The organism is Stieleria maiorica (assembly GCF_008035925.1).
Classification (GTDB): Bacteria; Planctomycetota; Planctomycetia; order Pirellulales; family Pirellulaceae; genus Stieleria; species Stieleria maiorica.
Map to the genome: position 1 here is coordinate 6217438 of NZ_CP036264.1, position 23359 is coordinate 6240796.

General features: G+C 59.5%; 14 protein-coding genes. 8 read left to right on the forward strand and 6 right to left on the reverse strand.

Features of this window, described 5'->3' with window-relative positions:
* Positions 1–91: 91 nt before the first annotated feature.
* The 5 genes from Mal15_RS21160 to Mal15_RS21180 form a co-directional block, all read right to left on the reverse strand.
* Positions 92–1030 (reverse strand): DUF4886 domain-containing protein, encoded by a 939-nt coding sequence (locus Mal15_RS21160; protein WP_147869589.1) that lies wholly within the window; start codon positions 1028–1030, stop codon positions 92–94.
* 462 nt (positions 1031–1492) lie between these two features.
* Positions 1493–4108, reverse strand: a complete 2616-nt coding sequence (locus Mal15_RS21165; RefSeq protein WP_147869590.1) for a DUF1588 domain-containing protein — start codon at positions 4106–4108, stop codon at positions 1493–1495.
* Between the two features lie 89 nt (positions 4109–4197).
* Positions 4198–5538: a DUF1552 domain-containing protein gene (locus Mal15_RS21170; protein ID WP_147869591.1), complete on the reverse strand. Its 1341-nt coding sequence runs from the start codon at positions 5536–5538 to the stop codon at positions 4198–4200.
* Between the two features lie 452 nt (positions 5539–5990).
* Entirely contained in the window at positions 5991–7250 is a 1260-nt protein-coding gene (locus Mal15_RS21175; RefSeq protein WP_147869592.1) for a LamG domain-containing protein, read from the reverse strand.
* Positions 7251–7386: 136 nt separating this feature from the next.
* Entirely contained in the window at positions 7387–8841 is a 1455-nt protein-coding gene (locus tag Mal15_RS21180; protein WP_147869593.1) for a serine/threonine protein kinase, read from the reverse strand.
* A gap of 387 nt (positions 8842–9228) precedes the next feature.
* Here Mal15_RS21180 and Mal15_RS21185 point away from each other — a divergent pair, with 387 nt between their 5' ends.
* The 6 genes from Mal15_RS21185 to Mal15_RS21210 all read left to right on the forward strand — a co-directional run bounded on the left by Mal15_RS21185 (position 9229) and on the right by Mal15_RS21210 (position 20167).
* The gene (locus Mal15_RS21185; protein WP_147869594.1) at positions 9229–11289 is read left to right on the forward strand and encodes a redoxin domain-containing protein; all 2061 of its coding nucleotides are present in this window, start codon (positions 9229–9231) and stop codon (positions 11287–11289) included.
* Complete coding sequence (locus tag Mal15_RS21190) at positions 11286–13175, forward strand: WD40 repeat domain-containing protein (RefSeq protein ID WP_147869595.1); 1890 nt, start codon at positions 11286–11288, stop codon at positions 13173–13175. Before Mal15_RS21185 ends, Mal15_RS21190 begins: the two co-directional genes overlap by 4 nt.
* 209 nt (positions 13176–13384) lie before the next feature.
* Positions 13385–14287: a C1 family peptidase gene (locus Mal15_RS21195; protein ID WP_167546956.1), complete on the forward strand. Its 903-nt coding sequence runs from the start codon at positions 13385–13387 to the stop codon at positions 14285–14287.
* 66 nt (positions 14288–14353) lie between these two features.
* Entirely contained in the window at positions 14354–14650 is a 297-nt protein-coding gene (locus tag Mal15_RS21200; protein WP_147869597.1) for a hypothetical protein, read from the forward strand.
* Between the two features lie 159 nt (positions 14651–14809).
* Entirely contained in the window at positions 14810–18538 is a 3729-nt protein-coding gene (locus tag Mal15_RS21205) for a S8 family serine peptidase (RefSeq protein WP_167546957.1), read from the forward strand.
* 9 nt (positions 18539–18547) lie between these two features.
* Entirely contained in the window at positions 18548–20167 is a 1620-nt protein-coding gene (locus tag Mal15_RS21210) for a ComEC/Rec2 family competence protein (protein ID WP_147869599.1), read from the forward strand.
* A 29-nt stretch (positions 20168–20196) separates the two neighbouring features.
* Here the strand turns inward: Mal15_RS21210 and Mal15_RS21215 are convergent, their stop codons facing one another.
* The gene (locus Mal15_RS21215) at positions 20197–21486 is read right to left on the reverse strand and encodes a polysaccharide pyruvyl transferase family protein (RefSeq protein WP_147869600.1); all 1290 of its coding nucleotides are present in this window, start codon (positions 21484–21486) and stop codon (positions 20197–20199) included.
* 199 nt (positions 21487–21685) lie between these two features.
* Here Mal15_RS21215 and Mal15_RS21220 point away from each other — a divergent pair, with 199 nt between their 5' ends.
* Entirely contained in the window at positions 21686–22402 is a 717-nt protein-coding gene (locus Mal15_RS21220; protein ID WP_147869601.1) for a hypothetical protein, read from the forward strand.
* Between the two features lie 155 nt (positions 22403–22557).
* Complete coding sequence (locus Mal15_RS21225) at positions 22558–23295, forward strand: hypothetical protein (RefSeq protein ID WP_147869602.1); 738 nt, start codon at positions 22558–22560, stop codon at positions 23293–23295.
* Positions 23296–23359 lie beyond the last annotated feature (64 nt).

The window sequence follows — 23359 nt, forward strand, 5'->3', positions numbered from 1 at the left end:
GTAGCTACGCTCGCCAGAGCGTGGGGAATCTTGGGGATCCACCTTCTGGCGAAGGTAGCTACCTTCACGCCGCGACTCACGATGCTGCTTATCATTTTGCGATTCCCGGCTTGCGACTTGCAACGGCCTGATGGGCCACACGACGGAAGAACGCGGCGTCTTCTTCGCTGACACCTTGCGGGCGGTAGGACGTTTCGGTCGCATCGTTTCCGGTTAGCACTTCGTACCAAACCAGTCCCGCCAGAAAACAGCCTTGGTTGTTTCCGTGTTTGAAATCCAGGCGAAGCGTTTTTTTGTCGCCGTCGGTCCGCCAAGACCAACCGGTCACCAACGAGTTGGTCTGCTTCGGCAGTGCCGGATGGACCGGGTTGTCGTAGTCAAACTCTGGATCGATCACCAGTACCTCGCGTCCTGGGGTATTGCGAGCCGATTGAAACGCACGTCCGACGGGAATGATACGACTGTTTAACTGCTCTGCGACACTGTCGTACGCCGCAGCCAGTCGCCGGTACATTTCCTGTTGCGTGATCCCGTCCGATTTCAGCAGCGGAGAATCGGGGCGATAGGCCCACGTCTGGTGAACAAGAATCTCTGCCTGGGGAGCGTGTTCGCGGATGATCGCGACGAGTTGTTCGACGTACGGATGGTAGGATTCCGGTTTGTAGCTGAGCGCACTCATCTGCTGCAGCGTGACGTAATCCCATTGGTCGGCGGCCAAGTATTCCTGCAAACTGTATCGCTTGCCGGCGTCGCCACGGTAAGGTTTCTGGTCGGGATCGGTCGCGGACTTTTCTGCCAAGGCGGCATGCTTCTCCAGCGTGCATCCGCCGATGTTTGCCGTGCCGATGACGATGCGACAAGAGCCCTCCGAGTCGGCGATCGATTCGAGATACCGGCACGCGTTTTGGGCAAAGCTGTTGCCGATCGTCAACACACGCACCGTGCGGACGTCGGTTTCCTGAGCACCGGCACCTGGCACCAGCAACGCGTGACAGATTGCAAACACGAACCCTACATGAAAAGCTTTCATCACCACTTCCGGTTTCCTCGCCAATGTCTCGTTATTGGGTTGCGCAAGCCCGATTCTTCATTGGGGCGTATTCTAACTGGACCGCGCCACTTCGGGATCAATTCAAGCACGAAACCACGCGACCTATTCAATGAATCAGCCGCATGGCGCGCGCCCAATGCTAACGACTCTATGAGCCGACGGCGCTAGCCGCGGGCCTTGGATTGCCCTTCGAGACCTGGAAGGCCCGAGGCTAGCGCCTGCGGCTCAGCTTGTAATCGTAAGGCCCGAGGCTAGCGCCTGCGGCTCAGTTTGGAATCGAAAGTAGGTGGCGTTGGGCGCGAGCCTACGGGCCCCGGTGCAATCTCTTGCTGTTTCAATGCCCGTACGCTCGCGCGAAACGGCTGATCCCACGTAGGATGGGATTAAATCAACAGGCCGTTGGTGAGTTCCGCTACGGAAGAATCAGGTTGTGGGCGACTGCTATTTGGCGGTCGTCGATAACTCGGGGCCGGTTCGCGTGCGATACAGAAACGCATCGGAGGTCAGCAGCGAGGTGATCAGCGCGTTCATGCTGCCGCCGGATTCTTTGTACGCGCGATGGGCGTCTTGCAACACCGGCGCATCGTGCAGGGTTTCGTTGCGTCCCATCCAGAAACGGAACGCGTGACGCACGAACACCTGTTCGACCCGCTCGCTTTCGGCCAATTTCTCAATCATCTCGATGGCGTCGGAGACTTCGCCGTCAAGCGCGGGGTCGCCCGAATCGATGATCTCTCCGCTGCTGTCGACCGGTTGGTCCAGTTCAAGCGTGCGATACACGCCCGCATGGTTGTACATTTCAAACGGCAGCCCCAGCGGATCCATCTTTTCGTGGCACGTCCAGCAATACGTTTCGCGGGTGACTCGCATGCGCTGGCGCAGCGTGTTGTGGGGCTCGTCGGGCAGCATTGCATCGACGGTGATCGGCACATCGGGGATGCCTCCGCCGAGCAATCGTTCGCGAATCCATCGGCCGCGCAGGATGGCGTGATTGTCCATCGCGTCGCTGTGCGAAACGAGCCAACTGGGATGGGTCAGGATGCCCAGGCGTTGGCCTTCGGGGGCGGTGGCGAGAATCCGTTCGGGCTTCATGGACCCCCTGCCGAAACTGCGACGACTGACACGGGCAAAAATCTCCGGTCCGGACAGGTCGGCGGCGGCGATGCCAAGCTTTTCTTTGTCCAGCCGATACTGCCGGACGGTTGCGGCTCTCGCCTTTTCGGCCGCCTCGACCGTTTTCTTTTTCGCCGCTAACTCCTCTTGTTTCTTTGGCGTGTCGCCCTCGGGGTTTTCCTTGAGCCACTTTTCCAGATCATCCAGTTCCTGTCGGGCCTGTTTCAGTGCGGCGTTGTCCTTTTTCTTTGCTTCGGCCTCTTCCTCTTCAACCGCCGCCACCGCCGCATCATGTTCTTCTTTGGTGCGTTTTCTGCCGAAGTAGTACGCGTCTTTGTCGGTCGCGACCACTTTGTCGGTGGTCAGCAATTGTTTCAGTACGTCCTTGTCTTCTTGCAGGATCAATTCGACCAGGCGATCGGTGCTGGCCGTCGCATCGAACATTGCGCGGTAGTGTGATTCGCCTCGCGCCGTCACGCCGGTTTCTGTCAGCGCCTTGTTGTCCTTGCAGATGTAGCCGGCCAGATCATAGTCAAAGTAATCGCGAAAGAACTTCAACACGCGAGGCTTGCGGATGCTGTCGTCGCCGAGCATCCGCTGGACTTCGCGGCGGACATCGTCGCGGGTTCGCATGCGTCCGTCGAGGATCGCCGTGCGCAGCTCTTGGTCGGGGCGGATGTAACGCAGCGCGTGATTGACGGCCAAGCCGAGTTCCCAGTCTTGCAGCATGACCCGCCCGTGCGGATCCGGGGTGCCGTACTGGACCAGTTCCGGCCGGAACAGCGCATCACGATCCAGGAAGATCGCCGACAATCCCAGGATGGCACCGTCTTCCTTGCCCAGCTTCTGGATCGATTCGTTGACGATCTGCAGGTACTGGTTCGATTCCTGATCGGTCGGCGGACGGTAGGTCAACGCCTGGAACAGAAAGTCCACCGCGGCGCGCACTCGCTGGTCCGAGACGCCGTCGTCTTTCATCAGGTCATGGACGGGAGTCAGCGGACGAACGACCTTGGTGCTGTAGACCAAACTGGTGGGTAATCCACGCAGGTCACCGACCATCTTGTCGGCGATCGATTTGGGATCGTCCGTGATTTGATAAGGCTTGGCGATGCTCAGCGGACCCTCGGCCATGTAGCGAAGGATGTCATCGGCCAGATCCAGGATCTGAGTCGCTTCGGCGCTGTTGACGGTGTAGAAGTCGGGGTAGTTTTCCAATCCGTGTTTGCGAGCGGAGGACAGGATCGCGGGGACGCTTTTGACGGACGTGGCGTAGGCGACGGTGCCGCCTTGCCACTGGATGATGCGGTCGACGCCGAAGTACAGCTTCAATTCACCGCCGTGGTTGGTCGGCACGGCATCGCCATGGGTGCGCAGCCCCGGTTTTTCGGGATCGTACGGCGGTTCGGTGTTGATCAGCTCATTCAGACGCGTGATGTGCTCTTGCGGCGTCAACCGCCAGATCCGAGCCGGCGAGGAGGTGGGGACCAGCTGAATCTCTGCGGGTAATTCGCCGAACAGCAACTCATGATTGACGAAGTTGCCTTTGTGGGGATCGCGGTGGGCATGGAATCCGCCCTTGTCCCGCATCACTCGCGACAGTTCATCGACGACCCAATCGGAGAACTGCAGCCGGTCGACCACGCCAAGCTCCGACGCGTCCGGTGGAGGCATTTCCTGCAGCGAGACTTGAGCCCACACGCTTTTCCAAATGCCGGCGTTGATTTCGTCGACCGGCCCCAGATCGTGCAGCGACAGATCGCCCTCGGGCGCCGTCTCGCCGTGGCAGTCGATGCAGTGGTCGGCGAGAAACGCCCCGGCGAAACTTTCGAAGTCTTTGTCTGCCCCTTGGCCCGGCGTGTACGTTTCGGCAGCGGCCGACGCCGGCACACCGAACGACAGCCAACACGCGACCAGCAGGACGCACGAAGTGGAACGTCGCATCCAGGAATTCACGAGACGACGTTTCCGCCCCGGTTTGTTCGACTTCATGGGGGATCCAACTTGCGGTCTGGAAGCGATGCTAACCCGGCTCACGCGAGCACTTCCTTTAGCGGACCGTTGCCGGCGTCATACTTTTGGGCCTGTTTGTCGTCCATGTTAAAGCGGTCGACGTTCTGTCCGACGGCGCGCAACAGGCTGGCGTACAACGCGTTGATCGGGCGTTTGCCATCCAATTGGGTGAAGCAGCCGGACTTGAATGCGCCGTCAAGGTTGCCTAGCAGCATGACCGGCCAGTTGGCACCGTTGGTGTGCTGCTTGTCGGCGTTGTTGCTGGTGTAGACGATCAGCGTGTGGTCCATCATCGTGCCGCTGCCTTCGGGAACACTCTCGAGTGCTTCCATGATTCGGACCAGCATCCGGCTGTTGTATTGACGGATCTTGATCCAGATCGGATTGTCCGGTTGGTCCATGTGGCCCAAGTTATGGCCTTGTTGATCGATCCCCAGGCCCTTCCAGGCACCGAAGATCTCGCCCCGTCCCGAACCGATCGTCAGCGTGTTGGTGATGCCCGAGGTCAGCGCGGAGATGCCCAGGTCCAACAGTCGGTCGTGCCAGTCGGTTTCGAACTCGGGATTGGCGTAGCGTTCGTCCACCGTCGGTGCGAATTTGCTGAGGTGATCGCTGACCGCACCGAGCCGATCGCGCAGGGCGTTGGCGTCTTTGAATCCCTGGACGTATTGACCGTACCGTTGGCTGTCGGCCGCCGGAAGCGAACGTCCCTTGGACGCGGCGAATTGTTCAATTTGCAGCATCAGGCTGGTCCGTGCTTCGTGCTGCAACCGGATGTCGCCGCTGGAGATGCCGCCGTAGAGCATCTGATACAGATGATTCGGGTTGGAGTGCATGAAGATCGGTTGGCCGGCGCCGCTGGCCGACAGTGTCGCCAGCGTCGGCTTGGTCGTCATGTTCTCGATCGAGTCCATGCCGATACACAGGTGTGGCAGCAGCGTCTGCGGCAGCACCTTGCTCAATTCGTAATCGATCGTCGCGGCACTCGGTGGCACCCCGTCGCTGCCACGATAGCCGCCCAGGGCGCCGAAAAAGGCACTGTGTGAGGGACTGGTGTGCAGCCCGTGCAGCCCGTTGATGATGTGCAGCCGATCTTTGAACGGTTCCAAGGGGCTGATCGGCTCGGGCAATTTGGCCTTCGCCAGCGAGCCGCTATGTTTCATTCCGCTGGGAATGCACGTCTTCGGGTCGAAACCCTGGTTCTGCATGAAGAAGACGATGCGTTTGGGAGTCGTGTTGCCCAGGCCCGGTGATGAGGCGGCTGCAGGTGATGCAAGCAAACGCTGCGTGACGGTTGATGGTGCAAAAGCAGCGCCGACGCCGGCTGCCAATCCATGCAGCATGTTTCTGCGGTTGATCATTTTGACTCTCATTGCGAGATCGAAGAATGCGTGTCGATGGCCCGGCTGAAAACGACGAAAAAGTCGTTCTGGCGATTGCCAATCGCCACCACGCACCGGCCGGAGGGGAGGGGAACGGCCGATTAGGGTAGGAGTGAGGACGTGGCTGGCGGACCCGATTATATAACTAAATGCTTATCGGAGTCCAATTATTTCACGCTCCAGGAAATTAGCTGCCGGCTCCCGGCGTATCCTCGTAGTCACGCCGCAGCTCAGTTTTCGTCCTTGACGATGCCTTCCGAGGGTCGCCGTGTTCTCCGAACTCGGCGCGTGCGTGAAAAAGCGAAGCTTTGCCCCGCGCCGAGTTCGGAGAACACGGCGACGGTCGGGCCCCATCGAAAACCAAGCTATGGCAGACCACTCGGGATAACGCAAGCGAAACCCCAGTCTGCAGCGAGTACCCCCCTACGGGGTCAGTCTTGCGTTGAAAGCTCGGCCAACTCGGCCAGCTCCTGGGCGTTCAGGGCCCGATCGAACACCGCGACGCCGCCGATCCATCCCGTGAAACCGACGCTGCGGGAGCTGTGAATGACGCGGCCGATCGTAAAGGGGCCGCCGCTGCCGTCCTCCTTGGGGGTGTAGATGCCGTGCGGATACCACCACGGATTCAGCCGCAATGCGATCAGATCGCGTGCGGTTTCGGTGACGCTTCCGTCGGCATGCTTCTGCAGTTTCACGCTGATCTTGGTGTAACGGTACTCCCGCTGTTCGGTCCGTTGGTCGGGCGTTTCGCTGGTGATTTTGATGCTGATCGGCTCGTCTTCCGGCGGATTGTAGAACTGATCCTCCGGAAAGCTCGGGTCCTCACCGGGCTGATTGCCGGGGGTACGGTGCCAGTGGCCTTGCATGTAGGCGTTGTAGGCGGAGCCCAGCAGCCCGCCGCGGCGCGGGTTTTCCAGCCATCGATCGCCGGATCGTCCGTCCAGCCAGCCGGTCAGCTCATCGCGTTGGTGATCAAACGTCATCGCAAAGCATTGCCACGATCGATCCAAAACATCGGCCGGAGCGTCCGCCGGGACTTCGAGTGACTGTCCGAGCGAATTGCATTTGTGGAGCGCGTACTTGTTCAAAAACGAACTCGCTCCGTTTTCGGAAACGTGACCACAAGCGCTGCCTGGTTTGTTCAGCCCGGCAAACAGCGCGTATTGCCGTTGCCCACGTTCCACTTTGCGGATGTCGGCCGTCTCTTTCTGGTGCAAGTCGGTGCCTTCGTGCCAAATCCCCGCCAGGGCATGATTGCCGCTTTCGCGGATCGCCCAGACGACCACGGACACCGATCGGTCATCGCCCTTGATGTCCAGCGGTGTGTCGTGCAGACGCGATCGGGGCACGAACAAGAACGGACGAAAATGCGGATCGGTCTCGCGGCGAATGCGGATCGCCTGGCCGAACGGCCCCCGCCCGAGCAGCGGAAAATCGGCCTCAGACGCCGCCGGCCCCAGTCCCCAATAGTCCTTCACGTAGTTCGCCGCGTCGAGCGGATACTCGGTCGATGATCCATCGCGAACGTGAGCGGTAAAGCGTCGCTCACCATCCGGCTCTCGTTTGACAAAATCCCAAAACGCGACCAACCCCGGCGTGTCGATGACGGCCTGTCGTTTGGATTGAAGGTCCTGGGCATCGGACACGACAGGAATGAAACAACAGGTGATGATTGCGAAAACGTTCTTCATGGTGATCAGCGACAACGGTGATGGAGGATGCCTGCCGGCGGAGAGCATCGGTACGAGAGGTGTCCAGTCTAGACATTCCGCATCTATCGCTGGGCGTTGTGAATCGCTGAACGCTTTTTTAGAACGTCGTGTCAGGTCATTGAAACGCGTTGTACTGCATTCCCTGGGATCGCCCGGGACGTGGCGGAGGCGCGGGGGCGTGCCGCTGGTGCGGATGCGGCGGAGGCTGTAGATGGGGCTGTCGATTCATCCCCGAAGCGTCGAGTGGTGGAGGGTGTGTCGCGGTCGAACTGGGGGCGAAGGGGGAGTGTTTGACCGGCGACGGTTCGACAGTCCGGCCCTCGAATAGCGGGCTGGATGCATTTTCGACAGGAACGATCTCGATCCCCGAATACCAGATGGCGAGTCCCAGGAACCCCAACGCCATCGCGGATTTCAGCCATCGGAAACTGAACTGGTAGCTGGTGGTTTGCCCGGCACGCTGCGGCGGTCGACGTTCCAGAAAGCCGGTGATGACCAATGGCAACCGCAGCAGCGTCACCGCCGTGACCTTGAACGCACTTGCGATCGGCTGTGTCCATCTTGAGACGTTTCTTGCGGCTCGTGTCGTGGCCTGACGTTCATTCTCGCCCGACTCGGTCAACAGTCGTGCAAGTCCCTCGGGACGTGCGACGGGCGCCAACGTACGACAGACATCGCGAAAGGAATCGGGACGCCGTTCGGGTGACTTTTCGAGCATCTGGTCGATCAGGGCGATCACCGACCGAGGTACATCGCAGCGAAAGTTCTTGATCGGGGGCGGGGGCGACTCCAGATGCGCATGGATCTTTGACGCCATCGTCGAATTATCCGCGGTCGAAAAGGGAGCTTGTCCCGTCAGCAGGTAATAGAACGTGCATCCGAGCGAGTACAGGTCGGCTCGGAAATCGACACGACGCGCATCGACCGCCTGTTCGGGGGCAAGGTAGTCGAGCGTCCCCATGATCTGACCGGTTTCCGTCAGCGTTTCTCCGCTGACCGAACAGCGCGCCAGTCCCAGGTCCAAGACCCGCACGGTTCCATCCCGATCCAGCATGATGTTCGCCGGCTTGATGTCTCGGTGGATGGTGTCGTTGTCGACAATAAACTGCAGTGCGACAGACGTCTGGCGGATGATCTCGCTGGCCTCTGCCACGCCGAGCGGTCCACGACGCCGCACGAGTGTTCTCAAGTCTTCGCCGTCGACGAAATCGGTCGCGAGAAACAGCTTGTCCCCGACGATTCCACCGTCGGTGCATCGCACGAGATTCGGGTGCCGAAGCCGGGCCGCGATTTGCGCCTCACGTCGAAATCGATCCAGCGACTGTTGGTCATTCGCGTCGACGTGCTGCAAAACCTTGATCGCGACAGGCAGTTTTAACCATCGATGGACAGCAAAGTAGACCTGACCGTAGGCACCTTGTCCGATCAGTTTTTGGATTTCGTATTCACCGATCAACCGTCCCGTCCAGTCGCCTGGCTGCGGATTCACGTTCGCTCGGTCCGAGACGCTTGGGGGATCGGCATTGGCCGACTGATGCTTGACCGGATACTGGACGGTTGGTTGATCCATTTCGTTGCCCCTGACCTCGCGACACCCTGTTCCGGCCCCGCGTCACGCATCGACGGGTGTGGGCCAGCGGCAGACACGTTTCGACGTGATCCACTCGATTCAAACGTGGGACAACGAAGCTGGCCAAGGATCGGCCGGCTCCGATTAGGACGGCGGTCGCACCGGTGTCCGCGCCAATTGATCCGGATATAACGCCTTCAACATGCCGGCGGATGATTCGCAAACGAGCCGTGGAACCCCGACGACGCAGCGTTGAAACCAACGTGGACGACTCCAGGGCGAAGTCGCGGTTACACTGAAACCGTGTCTCGCTTCGGATTTTTTTAGGCGAATTCGCGGTTCCGGCGCATCCACCCCTGCCCGCCGGATCAACATCGGAATGAAGTCATGCCAATTTCGTCTTTCTTCTCGACGTCGCGATTTGCCGTTGCAATCCTGTTGATTCTCTCCTGTGCGGCAGGAAGGTCGCAGGAGCCGGTCGCAAGTTTTCAGTTGCAAGATTACCTGGGCGCACCGTACTCACTAAGTGATTTCGGCGAGAACCAGATCATCGTCGTCGCGTTTTTGGGAACCGAATGCCCACTGGCAAAAGTTTACGCTGCTCAGCTTCAGGGCATTGCGGACCAATTCAAAGCGCGCGGGCTGATCGTGCTGGGCATCAATTCCAACCAACAAGACACGCCCACGGAGATCAACCGCTATGCCCGCGATCATCGGATCACGTTTCCACTATTGAAGGATCCCGGCAATCGGGTCGCCGACCGATTTGGTGCGAAACGCACACCCGAGGTTTTTGTCTTGGACGGACATCGCAGGATCAGGTATCACGGTCGGATCGATGACCAATTCGGGGTCGGGTACGCCCGCCCCGGGGCCAAGAACCATTACCTGAGACGCGCAATCGAGGAACTCTTGGCCGGCAAACCGGTGAGCACTCCCAGTACCGAGGCCGTCGGTTGTCACATCGGTCGAGTCAATCGTGCACCGCCAACAGGGAATATCACCTACGCGAATCAGATTTCTCGATTGATTCAGCGGCATTGCGTCGAGTGCCATCGCGAGGGAGGCATCGCGCCCTTCGCTTTGCAAGACTACGATGATGTCACCGCTTGGGCCGAGACATTGTGCGAAGTCGTGGAGGATGAGCGGATGCCACCCTGGCATGCGGATCCGGAGCACGGTGACTTTGCCAACGACGCGCGGATGAGCGAGGAAGAGAAGCAACTGCTCTATGAATGGGTCGACAACGGCTCGCCCGAAGGCGACCGAGAGCAACTGCCGCCGGAGAAAGAATTCATCGATGGTTGGGCACTGGGGAGTCCAGATTTAGTGGTTCGAATGCCCGAACCGATCACGGTCAGTGCAACCGGCGTGATGGATTATCAATATGTGACGATCGACCCCGCATTGACAGAGGGTAAATGGGTGCGGGCCTCGGAAATCCGACCGGGCGTGCGAAGTGTCGTCCATCACATCCTGGTGTTCGTGGACACGCCGGGCGCCGACCCAATCTTGCAGGAGCGCGGCGTCGGGTTCGAGACGGTCGGCGGGTACGTGCCCGGGTCACCGCCGATGAACCTGGCCGACGGCGTCGCACGATATGTACCGGCCGGTTCCAAGTTCGTGATGCAGATCCACTACACCCCCGACGGTCGCGTCCGTAACGACCAAAGCGAGATCGGGCTTTATTTCGCCGATCCCAAGAACGTCCGGCGGACGATGCAGTCGGGCGTGGTTGTAAACCTCGACTTCGAGATTCCGCCCGGCGAGGACAGTCATCGCGTCGAGGCAACCTATCGGTTTTCTCATGACATGGAGGTGCACTCGCTGACGCCTCACATGCATTTTCGCGGAAAAGCATTCCGGTACGAATTGATGTATCCCAATGGGACACGGGAAACGTTGTTGAACATTCCGCGATATGACTTCAACTGGCAGAACTCCTATCGTTTCTCCAAGCCAAAGCTTGTTCCCGAAGGCAGCCTCTTGAAGTGCATCGCCCACTTTGACAATTCGGAAAACAATCCGTCAAACCCTGATCCGACGATTCCCGTTCGTTGGGGCGAGCAAACGTGGGAAGAAATGATGATCGGCTTTTACGAAGCGGCGTTTGTCAATCAAGACCTTTCCATACCGGAGCCGCAAGTCAACCCAATCGCAGGGGGACGCTACCGAGCCACGTTTTTCTACAAGCCCGATCGTCCGGCAAAGACGATCAACTTGGCCGGCACTTTCAATGATTGGAACAGCTCGACGCATCCTTTGACGGATCCCGACGACGACGGCATTTATTCGGCCCAAGTGATCGTGGATGCGGGCGAATACCGATACAAGTTCGTCATCGATGGCAACTATTGGACACACGATCCGGCCAGTCGCAGTCTAACCGGGTTTCTACATGAGAGCTATTTTGTGGCCGGACCGGAACGCGACCCGAGGCAGCGATGAGAAGACTAATGCGAACGTACCTGCTGGTCTGCATTCTCGCGGGCAACATCATCGCCCATGCGGCCGAGTCGGTCTACATCGACTCGTCCGCCAACGGGTCCGCACCGACAGGACTACAGTCCGAGCCGATACCGATTTCCGGCCATCCGACTGTTCTCTCGATGGCGTCGACTGTGGAATCGATGCGGTTGCGAGCGGTTGATGTCAACGGGGAGGTCCGTCAATGGAGCATGAGTTCGCCCGACCAACCGGAGGTGCTTCTTCGATTGGGCGAACAGCCTGTCTGTGCGACCTTGTCGGCGGATGCCAAATGGTTGGCGTCCAGCGATACAAATGGCGTCGTTACCGTCACCAACGTTGAGAACGGCAAAACCGTTTTTCGTGATCGGGAAACCGCGGAGAACACGATGGCATTGAAGTTTTCCAGAAACGCTCGACGGCTCGGCGGTGTGACCAGCGGGGGAGTCGTTCGCGTTTGGGAGACCCGGTCAGGCAGGCTGACCGATCGCTTCGAAGTGACACCGGGGGCCGTGCAGTCGCTTTCATTCGCCGGAAATGGAGAACTGCTCGCGGTCGCTTCTTTAGGACGCGAGGTTGTGGTGTTCGGGCTCAGTCATGCGACGCCAACCCAAACCATTTCGATCGATCGATCGCGTATCACCGCTACGGCATTCACGCCCGACAGCAAGCAACTGGTGATCGCGGCTGCCGATGGTACGATTCGGATCGTGGAACTGGGTGAACAGAAAATGCCACGAGCCCTCGCGAATCACCCCTTCGCCGTCTGGACGTTAACGTTCGACGATCAAGATCGACTCGCGGCCGGCAGTTGGGACGGGACGATCCGTCTGTTTGATACCGGATCGTGGGAGGTCATCCAGTCCGTAAAGACGCATCAAGAGTCCATTTGCGCGCTACAGCTTGGCACGCAAGGAATGGTTGCCGCGGGAATCGACGGTCGGTTGTTCTATTGGCCGCCAGAGCTTGTTGCCAAACCGCAGCGTGGTTCGATCAGTGGATCAAGCGAACCGGTTTGGGTGGCAGCTTACTCGCCAAACGGAAATCAATTGTATGTGGGAGGAGGCGGGAAGCGGTCGGAGGTATGGGATCTGGAATCCAAACAACGCAGCGGCACCGGACCGCTGCATCCCACGGTACGATGTGCGACCTACTCGCCGGATGGTCAGCTACTGGCGACCGGAGGTGATGACACAAACATCGTCATCGCTTCGACGCGAGACGGTACGATCCGTCACCGGCTTTCCGGTCATCCCGGTCTCGTGTCCGCGCTCGTTTTTGTTGACGATGGGCAAACACTTGTCAGCGGTTGTGACCGTGGATTCCTGAAGTTTTGGGACGTGAGGTCTGGAACCGAAGTTGCGTCGCGAAAACGTCACAAACAGCAACTCTATTGCGTCGCTGTCTCACCGGACGAAAGGTGGCTGGTGACCGGTGGAGGACATTGGGCCAAAGGTGATCCCGGAGAACTGATCGTTTGGAACTTGGAACGCCGCCGATTCGAAAAGGTTTTGGAAGGACATTCGCTCACCGTATGGTCGATCGTGTTCGCGCCCGACGGGAGTTATTTCGCGACGTCGGATTCGGCCGGGGACGTCAAGATTTGGAATTCGGCAACACATCAACTTGAACGCACATTGGAACATCAAGCATGGCTACGGCCGCTGGCGATTTCACCGGATGGCACGACGCTTGCTGCGGGACGCGGCGACGGGTCGATTCGGCTGTGGGACACGGCGACATGGAAACAACGCGCTGTATGCAACGGACACGACGGATTCACGTTCTGGCTGACATACTCCCCCGATGGGGCAACCTTGGTCTCTGGCGGCAACGACGGTACTGTGCGGTTTTGGCCGACCGAGTAGCAGTAGTCGATTCGTGCCGACGGTCTTTCCCCTTGGTTTCCCTTGTCCGGGAAGCCGTCGGCTGTTCAATGGATTCCGTGCCAAATCGGTGTCGCGCAGATTCGCCGCAGCAGAGTTTCTGGACGGACAGTGGGGTCAGGGACGGGGGGCGACCTCGAGACCGCGACGATTCGGTGTCCCGTCGCATCTCGTTCTCCCATGAGTCCGCCGTGTCAACGTTCATGCCACTCGGGTTCGGCTGGCAGCCCGATCTGCCCGACGGCCGCGACCACACCTACCGGGATCGGAGCATCAGGGAGTCCCTGGGGCGATTGCAGGGTTCGCCCGATTTGCCGCTGCCCGATCAGGTGGATCTGCGCGGTGACAGCGAGGGCGAGTACTTCACCGAGGTCGACGACCAGGGGCCGCTGAACGCTTCGACCGCGTTCGCCGTGTTGGCGCTGGTGGAATACTTCCAGCGACGCGTTCACGCTCGCACGTTCGATGCATCCAGGTTGTTTCTGTATCAGGCGACCTGCCACCGCGGATCCATCCCCGGGCGACCACTGACGGACTCGGGAGCCCCGATCCGCGGCACGCTGAAGACCTTGATGCGGACCGGCGTCCCGACCGAATCGTATTGGCCCTACCAGGTCGAAAACTTTGCGACCGAGCCGAGTGTGTTCGTGTGTGCCGGTGCCCAGCGTCCGGTCAACCTGTGCTACTTCCGGCTGGATGAACCCAACACCAACGGCGCGCGAACGTGGGCCACCGTCAAGTCGTTTCTCGCGGCCGGGTTCCCCGTCGTGTTCGGGTTTTCGGTTCCCGCGTCGTTGACGCGTGAGGCGAACATCCCCTACCGGCCCGAACTCGATGGCACGCGTGGGGGCCAAACGGTCGTCGCCGTCGGCTACCGCAGCGACCACTACGGCCCCGATCAAGATGCGTTGCTGATCCGCAGCTCGTGGGGAAGACAGTGGGGAGACAATGGGAACGGGTGGCTTCCCGTCGCGTTCCTCCGCAACCAGCTGGCACGTGATTTTTGGACGCTGTTCTCTGACGACTGGATCCGCACCGGCGAACTGACGCGCCCCGTCTTGGGTGACACGTTTGCTTCCGGAAGTCGTCTGTAGAAACGCTGAGAGCAGGGCGCACACTGAAACACTGGCCCGTTTCCGCCGTGCTCATGATGCGTCACCATGAAATCACCCTGCACCATCGCAACGATTCCTCTCGTGTTGCTGTTCTTGTGCGCCGGGTGCTCGCGGCCCCCGGCGCACTGCTCGCGGCCCACGCAACGCAACGGCGACGGATCGGTCGTCCGCAACCAATTCCGCGTCCGACCCGCGGAACTCGGCAACGAGGAGCGGGTCGGCCGAATCGAGTTCAGCGAAGCGGTCGCATCCCACAGCGGCGACTTTGTCATTCACTTTCATCACCCGACCTGGCGTAGCGACCGCAATGACCCCGACACGAGAAGTAAAATCAAACGATGAGTGGTCCTCCGAGACGTGGGGCGTGGTTTTCACAGCGTGGCGGTTTGGATCGGAGCCGCCGGGAAACCATCGGAAATCGATTGATGATCGCAGTTCAAGCAGTATTTGCTGGCGAGAATGCGATGTACACAACTGCGTGCCTACTACGGAGAGCGGTGGATGTCGACGATAAATGGTTTGTTGGTGCGTCTACCTGCTGCTGCATCCGAAGCGTTAGCGGCTTCCGGCGACCGTTTCACGTTGGCCAGCGGCAAGTTCGAATTTGAACCGCTCTACTCGGTCGCCACGACGACGCTTGGTCTCTCGGGCGCCAAAGGTGGCATGGAGTGGATGCTCGCCCGGCCCAAGGAGTCCGTCGACGGGGCGAACCCGTGGGATGTGGTGCACGACGCGCGTGAAATGATGTCGCGCGGTGTCGGGTTGGCCGGCGACGTCGTGCCCGACCTGATCGAACCGGATCTGTTACAGGACTGGCTTCCTTCGATTCCCGGGCAACAGGCAGCGCTCGCCGCGGCGAGTGAACTCTGTGCCTTTGAAGACCAGAACGGCGAGCTGCCCACGCGGCCGGGACAGTTTGCCTGGCATTTGGGAGACGCGTTTTCACAGTTGGCCGCCGCACGGGCACAAATCGGCAGCGATCCCGCCGTGGTGCGGATCGCCCATCTGGATACCGGTTACGACCCCGATCATCAAACCTTTCCAAAGGACATCGTCGAAAAACGTCTGCAGCGCAATTTCGTCGACGTCGAAACCCCCGACGACGCGCGCGACCCGGGCAATACCGGTCCGCTGCGGAATCCCGGTCACGGGACGGCGACATTGGCTTTGCTGGCCGGAGGGCCGTTTCAATTTCGCGGGGCAGGGTATCAGTTTGATGGGTTGCTGGGCGGTGCCCCGCAAACCCGCATCGTTCCGCTCCGCGTCGGCAATTCGGTGGTTCAATTGACGACCAGTGGCGTCGCCCGCGCGATCCACTACGCCGCGCAATTGTGTGGCAAAAAGCGGACGTGCGTGCATGTGATTTCCATGAGCATGGGCGGGGTTGCATCGCAGGCCTGGGCCGATGCGGTCAATCAGGCCTATGAAGCCGGGATCGTCTACGTGGCGGCGGCGGGCAACAATTATTCGGCCGGGATCTTCGGCGTTCCCACGCACCAGATCGTTTACCCCGCCCGGTTCCGTCGTGTCATCGCCGCTTGCGGCGTGATGGCCGATCGCACGCCCTACTACGACCTCGACTTCGGAACGATGCAGGGCAATTGGGGACCGCGATCAGCGATGGCCACCGCGATGAGCGCCTACACACCCAACGTCCCCTGGGCCCGCATCGGTTGCAACGAACTGGTCAGCATGGACGGTGCGGGAACGTCGTCGGCGACCCCACAGATTGCCGCCGCGGCCGCGCTCTATCTGCAGCTCCATGCGGATGCATTGTTTGATTCGCAGGAGTACCCGGAACCTTGGATGCGTGTCGAAGCGGTCCGCCGAGCGTTGTTCCTGTCGGCCGACAAGACCGCCGACGGCGGCAGCCGCGAAAAGCTGGGCAACGGGATTCTGCAGGCGTTCAAGGCGTTGAGCATCGCACCGGCCGGTCGCAACACGCTGCGCAAGACCCCCGTCGACTCGGCCGGATTCCCATTCCTGAACGTCTTGTTCCGACGTGGACTCGTCCCATCGCCGGAGGACAAGATGCTTCAATTGGAAGCCACCCAGTTGATCCAGCGCTGGCACAGCACCCAGCAGGAAAACCCGCTGGACCGTGCCGTGGACGACCCCGATCGCCCACCGGAGGACGTGTCTCAAGACCAAGTGATCGCGTTTCTGGATCAAGTCAGCCAGCACCCCGATGCCTCGGCAGTTTTGAAGGCGCGGGCCAAGGAATACTTGGATGCAGCTGCGGGGAAATCGAGCAAACCGAAACGTTCTTCACCCAAGGCAACACCGGCACCATCGGTTGAAACCACGACACCGAAGAGCGTTTTCCAACCGCCGCCTCCGCCCTTTCGGACGCTGCACGCCTACGCCGTCGATCCCAGCCTGACGACGTCGTTGGAAACGTCCGGTATCAGCGAAGTCACACTCAAGCTGCCCTGGGAAAAACTTCAACCGGGACCGATCGGCGAATACTTGGAAGTGGTCGATGTCGATCCGCCGAGCGGCTGTTTTTACGAACCGGTCGACCTGGATGACCCGGCCTTGCTGGCCCAAGACGGATTGCCGCCGTCGGAAGGATCGCCGCAGTTCCATCAACAAATGGTGTATTCCGTCTGTAGCCTGACGATCAACAACTTCGAACGGGCGCTCGGACGCAAGTCACTGTGGCGCCCCGGTCCGCCGGCGGAAGGTGCCCATCGGAAAAACGATGCACACTACGTCCCCCGGCTTCGCGTCTACCCGCACGCGTTACGCGAGGCCAACGCCTACTACTCGCCGTCCAAGGTGGCGTTGTTGTTTGGCTATTTCAACGCATCACGCGATCGCCCCGACAACCAATTGCCGGGCGGACGGATCTTTACCTGTCTGTCACACGACATCATCGCTCATGAAACCACGCATGCGTTGTTGGATGGCATGCACCGTCAGTTTCTGTTGCCCAGCAATCGCGACGTCCATGCCTTTCACGAAGGCTTTGCCGATTGCGTCGCGATGTTGCAGCATTTCACATTTCCAGAACTGGTCACCCACCAAATCGCCAACACACGTGGGGCGATCGACACCCAGGAAAACTTGTTGGTGCAATTGGCGTCCCAGTTCGGCCACGCCACCGGTCGACGGATGGCACTGCGCGATGCGATCGGCAAGGTCGACGAACAGGGGCGATGGGAACGACGCGAGCCGGATCCGCAGGAATACGAGACCACCGAAGAACCTCACGCGCGCGGGCGGATCCTTGTCTCAGCCGTCTTCGACGCGTTCTTGTCGATCTACAAACGCCGCACCGCCGATTTGCTGCGTTTGGCCACCGGCGGCACCGGCATCCTCAGCCCCGGTGCCATCCACCCCGATCTGGTCGATCGACTGGCGCGCGAAGTCACACGCTCGGCCCAGCACGTTTTGACGATGTGCATCCGAGCGCTGGATTACTGCCCGCCGACCGACATCACCTTCGGCGAGTACCTGCGGGCGCTCATCACCGCCGATCATGACCTCGTCAGCAACGATGACTTGGGGTATCGGGTTTCGTTGATCGAGGCGTTCCGGCGGCGCGGCATCTATCCACGCGATGTTCGCACGCTCAGCGAAGCCAGTTTGCGCTGGCGGTCTCCGGAATCGGAAGACCCGATGCCGTCCGAAACGCTGTTGCATTACCTGAAGAGCCTTCGTGGTGCGGGGAACGAACATCTGTATGCCGATTCGCGAGAAGAGATTTTCAGGCTGCAGCGAAAAATGCGTTATGAGCTTCACACCTGGCTCAGCCGACACCTGAAATCGGAAGACGACAATCATCGTGACGCCCGATTCCTTGGCCTCGATCCGCAGAAGTCGTTCGAGGTCCATTCGGCGCGGATCGCCTGTCGGGTTAGCCCCGATGGCGATGTGTTGCCGCAATTGTTGATGGGACTGTTGCAGACGACCACGCAGCCGGTGGACCCCGGTGACCCCAAGGGGCCGAGAATGTCATTTGAAGGCGGTTGCACCGTCGTCGCCGATCTCCGTGCCAGCAGCGTGCGTTACTGCATTCGGAAAAACCTGCAAAGTGCTCCACGGTTGGCTCGACAACAGGAGTTCGCACTCGGCGAATTTGATTCCCTGCAAGCGACCTACCTGGGCGTCCGTTCGCTCAGCGAGATGTCAGCTGATGACGATCCGTCGGTTGCAAATCGAGAGCAGGCGTCCGCACGTGACGATGAACCCTTCGCACTCCTTCACCGTGGTCCATCCCTCTAGGCATCTGAAATGGCAAAACGCAAATCAGCCGGCAAGAATGTCAAAACGCGGTCGCAGGCCGGGACCAAGGCGGGAGGGACCAAACGCAAGAATACAAAACGCAAAAACGTGGTGCGAAAAGCTGGCAAACGGAAAACGTCCAAACGTAAATCCACGAAGCGAAAGAAGACTTCGCCGCATGGCGATCTGCCCGCCGTCCGGGTGCGGATGTTCCGCCAGGGGCTCGGGGATTGCTTTCTGGTGACGTTTGACGTCGGCCGCGACGAGCGTCACATGCTGATCGATTGTGGCACGCTGGGAAACAAGGTTTCCGACGTCAAAACCAACGACATCGTCGAGCACCTGGAATCGAAGATCTTAAACAACGGTCGGCTGCACGTCGTGGTTGCGACGCATGAGCATCAAGACCACCTGTCCGCATTCCGGACCAAGGCGATGAAGGCATTGGTCGGCAAAGTCGACCACGTCTGGTTGGCCTGGACCGAGAAGCCAGACGATCCAGATGCCCAGACGCTTGCCAAGTACCGAAACGATTTGGGCGAGGCCTTGGCTGAGATCGCCGCTGCGTCACCCGACTCCGACGTCGGCAAGCAAGTGCACGACTTGATGGGCTTCGCCGGCGAACCGGCTGACGATGATCCGTTGGGCTTTGCCAAGACGGTCAACGAGGCGATGGAGTTCGTCCGGAAGGGCCTGGGAGTCGAGCCGACCTACCACGACCAGGGAGATTTGATCGAAGCCGACTGGTTGCCGGGTTTTCGCATTTATGTGCTCGGACCGCCCCGCGACAAAGAATTGCTGAAGGATCTGGGCAAGCATGGCAGCGACGAACTGTACGGCCTGATGCATGCGGCGAAATTGCACGCCGCAACCGCGGCACGTCCGCTGTCGGCTGCCGATGAGGAATCGTCGGAGTTGGAACAGCCGTTCGATTCTCGGTTTCGTCTCTGCGATGAACAGCAGAAACGTCAGCTGTATCCCGACTACTGCGATGCGAAGCAGCTTTGGCGATCGGTCGACATCGGCTGGATGAACATGGCCACGCATTTTGCGCTCCAGCTGGATAGTTTGACCAACAACACCTCGCTGGCGCTTGCGATCGAGCGGATCGCCGACGGAAAGGTGTTGCTGTTTCCCGCCGACGCCCAGCAAGGAAACTGGCTGTCATGGCACGACCCGGAGCTTTATTGGTCCATTGCCGACGCGAATGGGGAGACGCGCAAAATAACCGCCGCGGACTTGCTGGCACGAACGGTGTTTTACAAAGTCGGGCACCATGCCAGTCACAACGCCACGGCCCGCGGCCGGGGCTTGGAACTGATGGCCAATGAAGACGAATTGACGGCCTTCATCCCGGTTGATCGTAAACTGGCACTCGGTCGCAATCCAAAAGGATCCTGGCAAATGCCCGCCCGACCGCTGTACTTGCGGTTGTTACAGAAATGCCAAGGCCGCGTCGTCCGTGCCGACACGGGGTGGGCGGCGAAAGCCGGACCAACCGACAAAACCGAAAAAGCATTGCGTGACCTGGCCGGCGACACCCAATGGGCCGCCTGGAAACAATCCCAAACTGCCGCCACACACATCCGTACCGACAACAAACTGTTTGCCGAGTACCTGCTGGAGTAGTTCACATTCCCGATCGGGAGTTGCTGTGATCAAACCCGTGCCAACACTTCGCGCAAGGTAGACATGGTTTGCGTTTGAAACTGAACGACGCGACCTTGCGCGGCGATCGCTTTTTGTTTCGCATCTGCAGGATGACGTGCCATTTCGAGGATCGCGGGGGCAATTCGTGGCACATCAGCCGGGTCGTCCAGATTGAACAACCAATCGCCCAATCCGATGTCGTCCCACATGTAGCCCTTGGACGTCTGCTCGGCCCAACGGCAGACGATTGCAGGAACGCCGTGACCGATGCACATGATCGGCGAATGCATCTCGTTGCCGAACAAACCCGCACTGCGGACGTAAACACTGATCGCTTCACCGGTCAGCCAATAGTTCGGCCGCCAGACCACGCGGTCGCGGACGTCGTCGGGCAAACGATCCAGGATCACCTCTTTGCCGACCCGCATCTGCGTTTGGTCTTCGGGACACAGCAGCACTTTCAAATCGGTGGTCCTGGCGATTTCGATGATCGCCGCCCGCAATTGGGCGTGATCGTGCTCTTTCATCTCTTCGTTGCGTGCGTGTTTCACCGGATCAAACGGCCGGTCCTTGATCAACCAGTAGGACGTGTAACGCAGTCTGGGAATGCAGCACAAGAACTTGTCGGGTTCCAAGCCGTGTTTTTCCAGAAAGGCATTCGCTTTCTCGTCGTCGCGCAAGTCACACCCGAACGCGCCGTCGGGGCCGAACTGCATGATCGGCGCCGTGCAGCCTTTGTCTTTGGCCAGTGCCAGCGAGTGAGAATCGCGGAAAAACACAAACGACGCGCCGCTGAGCACGCGGATCGTTTCGGCCATCGCCTCGGCGGACGTCGCCTTGGTCGAACTGGACTTTTTCGGCGGCAGCGTGATCCCGTAGATGCCGTAGGGCTTGCCCGTCTGTTCGGCCCAACGCACGACATCGCGCTGGGCGACGAGTGACGCACCGGATCCGTGCAGCAGGAAATCGCACTCGTCGAAAGCGACCTTTAATTCATCAGTCCCCTTGGCGATTCGTAGTTTCGGGAATCGTGTCCGCAGCAACTCCTCGACCCCGTTGTCGACCTTGCTCGGCCACAGCGTGACGTTCACGTCGGGAAGATGGGTTTCCAGGATTTGCAGCACGCCGGGCGTGTGGGCGATGTCGCCGATATTGACCGTCTGCCACGACGATCGCAGCAAAATATGCTTGGGTGACGCCGTTTCCCTTCCTGACACGAGCCTACCGGCTGTCCCCGCCGCCAGCATCGCCAGTATTTGTCGTCGGTCAGGTATTCCGGCGTTCTTGAACAACATCATGGGGGCCTTTTAAAGGTGGGTAGGTGACAGATCGTCTAGGTAGCGTTGCGTGAAACATCGGGAAACACTGGAGCTTAAAACGCAGGTGATCTGCAACCTAAACAATCCATCATTCCTCGGAGATTGCGCTATTTCGCCACAATTGTGCCTGCCGATTCATGGATCAAGGATGTTTCTCTGACAATTAAAGCAAATTACCATGTCACGATCAAAACGACGCGTTGGAGCAGAGCAGTTAGCATTGATCGGAGCGATCGGTTTGAACGCTATCGGTTCGGCAACCGCGGCGGATCTTTTTTATAATCGTCAACGCGTCAACACGCAGTGCTGCATCCCCGGCCACAACTACCAACATAATTCGTTCCCATTTACCACACCCGACACCCATCGCAATTCAGCGATTGCGGTTGCGGCGACGGATCCGACATTGCCCCAGCGTGGCTTTCGTCCATTTCATTTTCGCGAAGGCTCACTGACCGTCGGCCCCCTGACGCTCGATCGTGTCGGTTTGGCACTGCAGAGAGACGGTCTGCCGTTGCTGGCGACCGGGAGCATTCGCCATAACGGAGGCGATGGTGGTCTGATCGGCAGTAACGTGGTCGTGAAGATGCGAGCCTTCGTGTCGCACAACGCGATGCTGAATGATCGGAATCTATCGGCAACTTCACCGGCAACTCCACCGGCTGCGGCCGTCGCGACCGCACGGACAGCCAGCCCGAACGAGGTCACTTCGCTTCCAATCGACGCCGTCATGGTCTGGCAGGGCGAGCACACCTTTTGGCTGTCGCGAAACGGTGAACAAATGGTCGAGCTTCGGGCGGCTCCCATGAGCGGCGATGCGGTGTTAAAGCTTGCCAATTATTTCGATTTGATTACCCATCTTGAGGTAGAGCTAGGGCACCGCAGAGACCGATAACGCGGGTAGTGACGATTCTGTCAACGATCCGCAATCGACCTGACGACACCTTAGCCGCCTTACCGGTCGATTGCTCCTCTTAGCAGGGAAGCAATGCAATGGCGCGATTGGGACCAACATGGCCATCAAGGTTGGCCGTGGGGTGGCTATGTCTGATGCTATCACCGGTCATCGGTGCCCAAGAAACGACCGATGCCGGGCTGAATGACTTGGTGATTCTCGATCCCGGCAAGCACGAACGAGGCCTGCCTGCGGTGGTGCTCGAAGCGATCGAGGGCGGTCAACAGATCGACATTCCACCGAAGGTGCATGTTCATCGTTATTACTACAGCGGTGACAAGGTCTTCCAAGGGCCGATACTTCAGGGCGGACCGACCATGGTCGTTGCCAGTCATCCCAAGACTGGCGAGCGGATGTATATCAACGCCGTCCTACCGCCGGGCGCTCCCCGAATCGCGTACACGAAAGCATCGATCACCTATGTGTACACCGACCGCAGGGTTGAAATCCAGTTTCGAGGATTTCCCCACGACCCCTGCGTCGCCATCGTGAAACACCATTCGGGAAAAGGGATGGTTCGAAGCGTCCGCGACGCTCACGTGAATCTTCGAGAGCATGTCTCGGAGACGATGCGGAACTCGCCGTTGGTCAATTCGGTCAAAGAAACTGCGTCCGGGGGGGCGGATCTGGTTCAAGGGGCAAAGACCGCAGTCGGCGAAATCGCGGTGACGGGGGCCGACAGCATCAACACGCTCTCCAGCTTGATCCCCGGGTTCACCTACCTGAAAAGCCTGGGTGAACAGCGCCCCCAACAGGAATACGAAAGCGCGATCGAGCGTGCGGCGACCAAAGCGGAACGCCAGGAAATTCCGTTTGTGAGAACGAACCGATAGCTGCTTTCGATCCACCCAAAATCCCCACAACGAATTTCGCATCCAATATCCTTGGACCGAACAA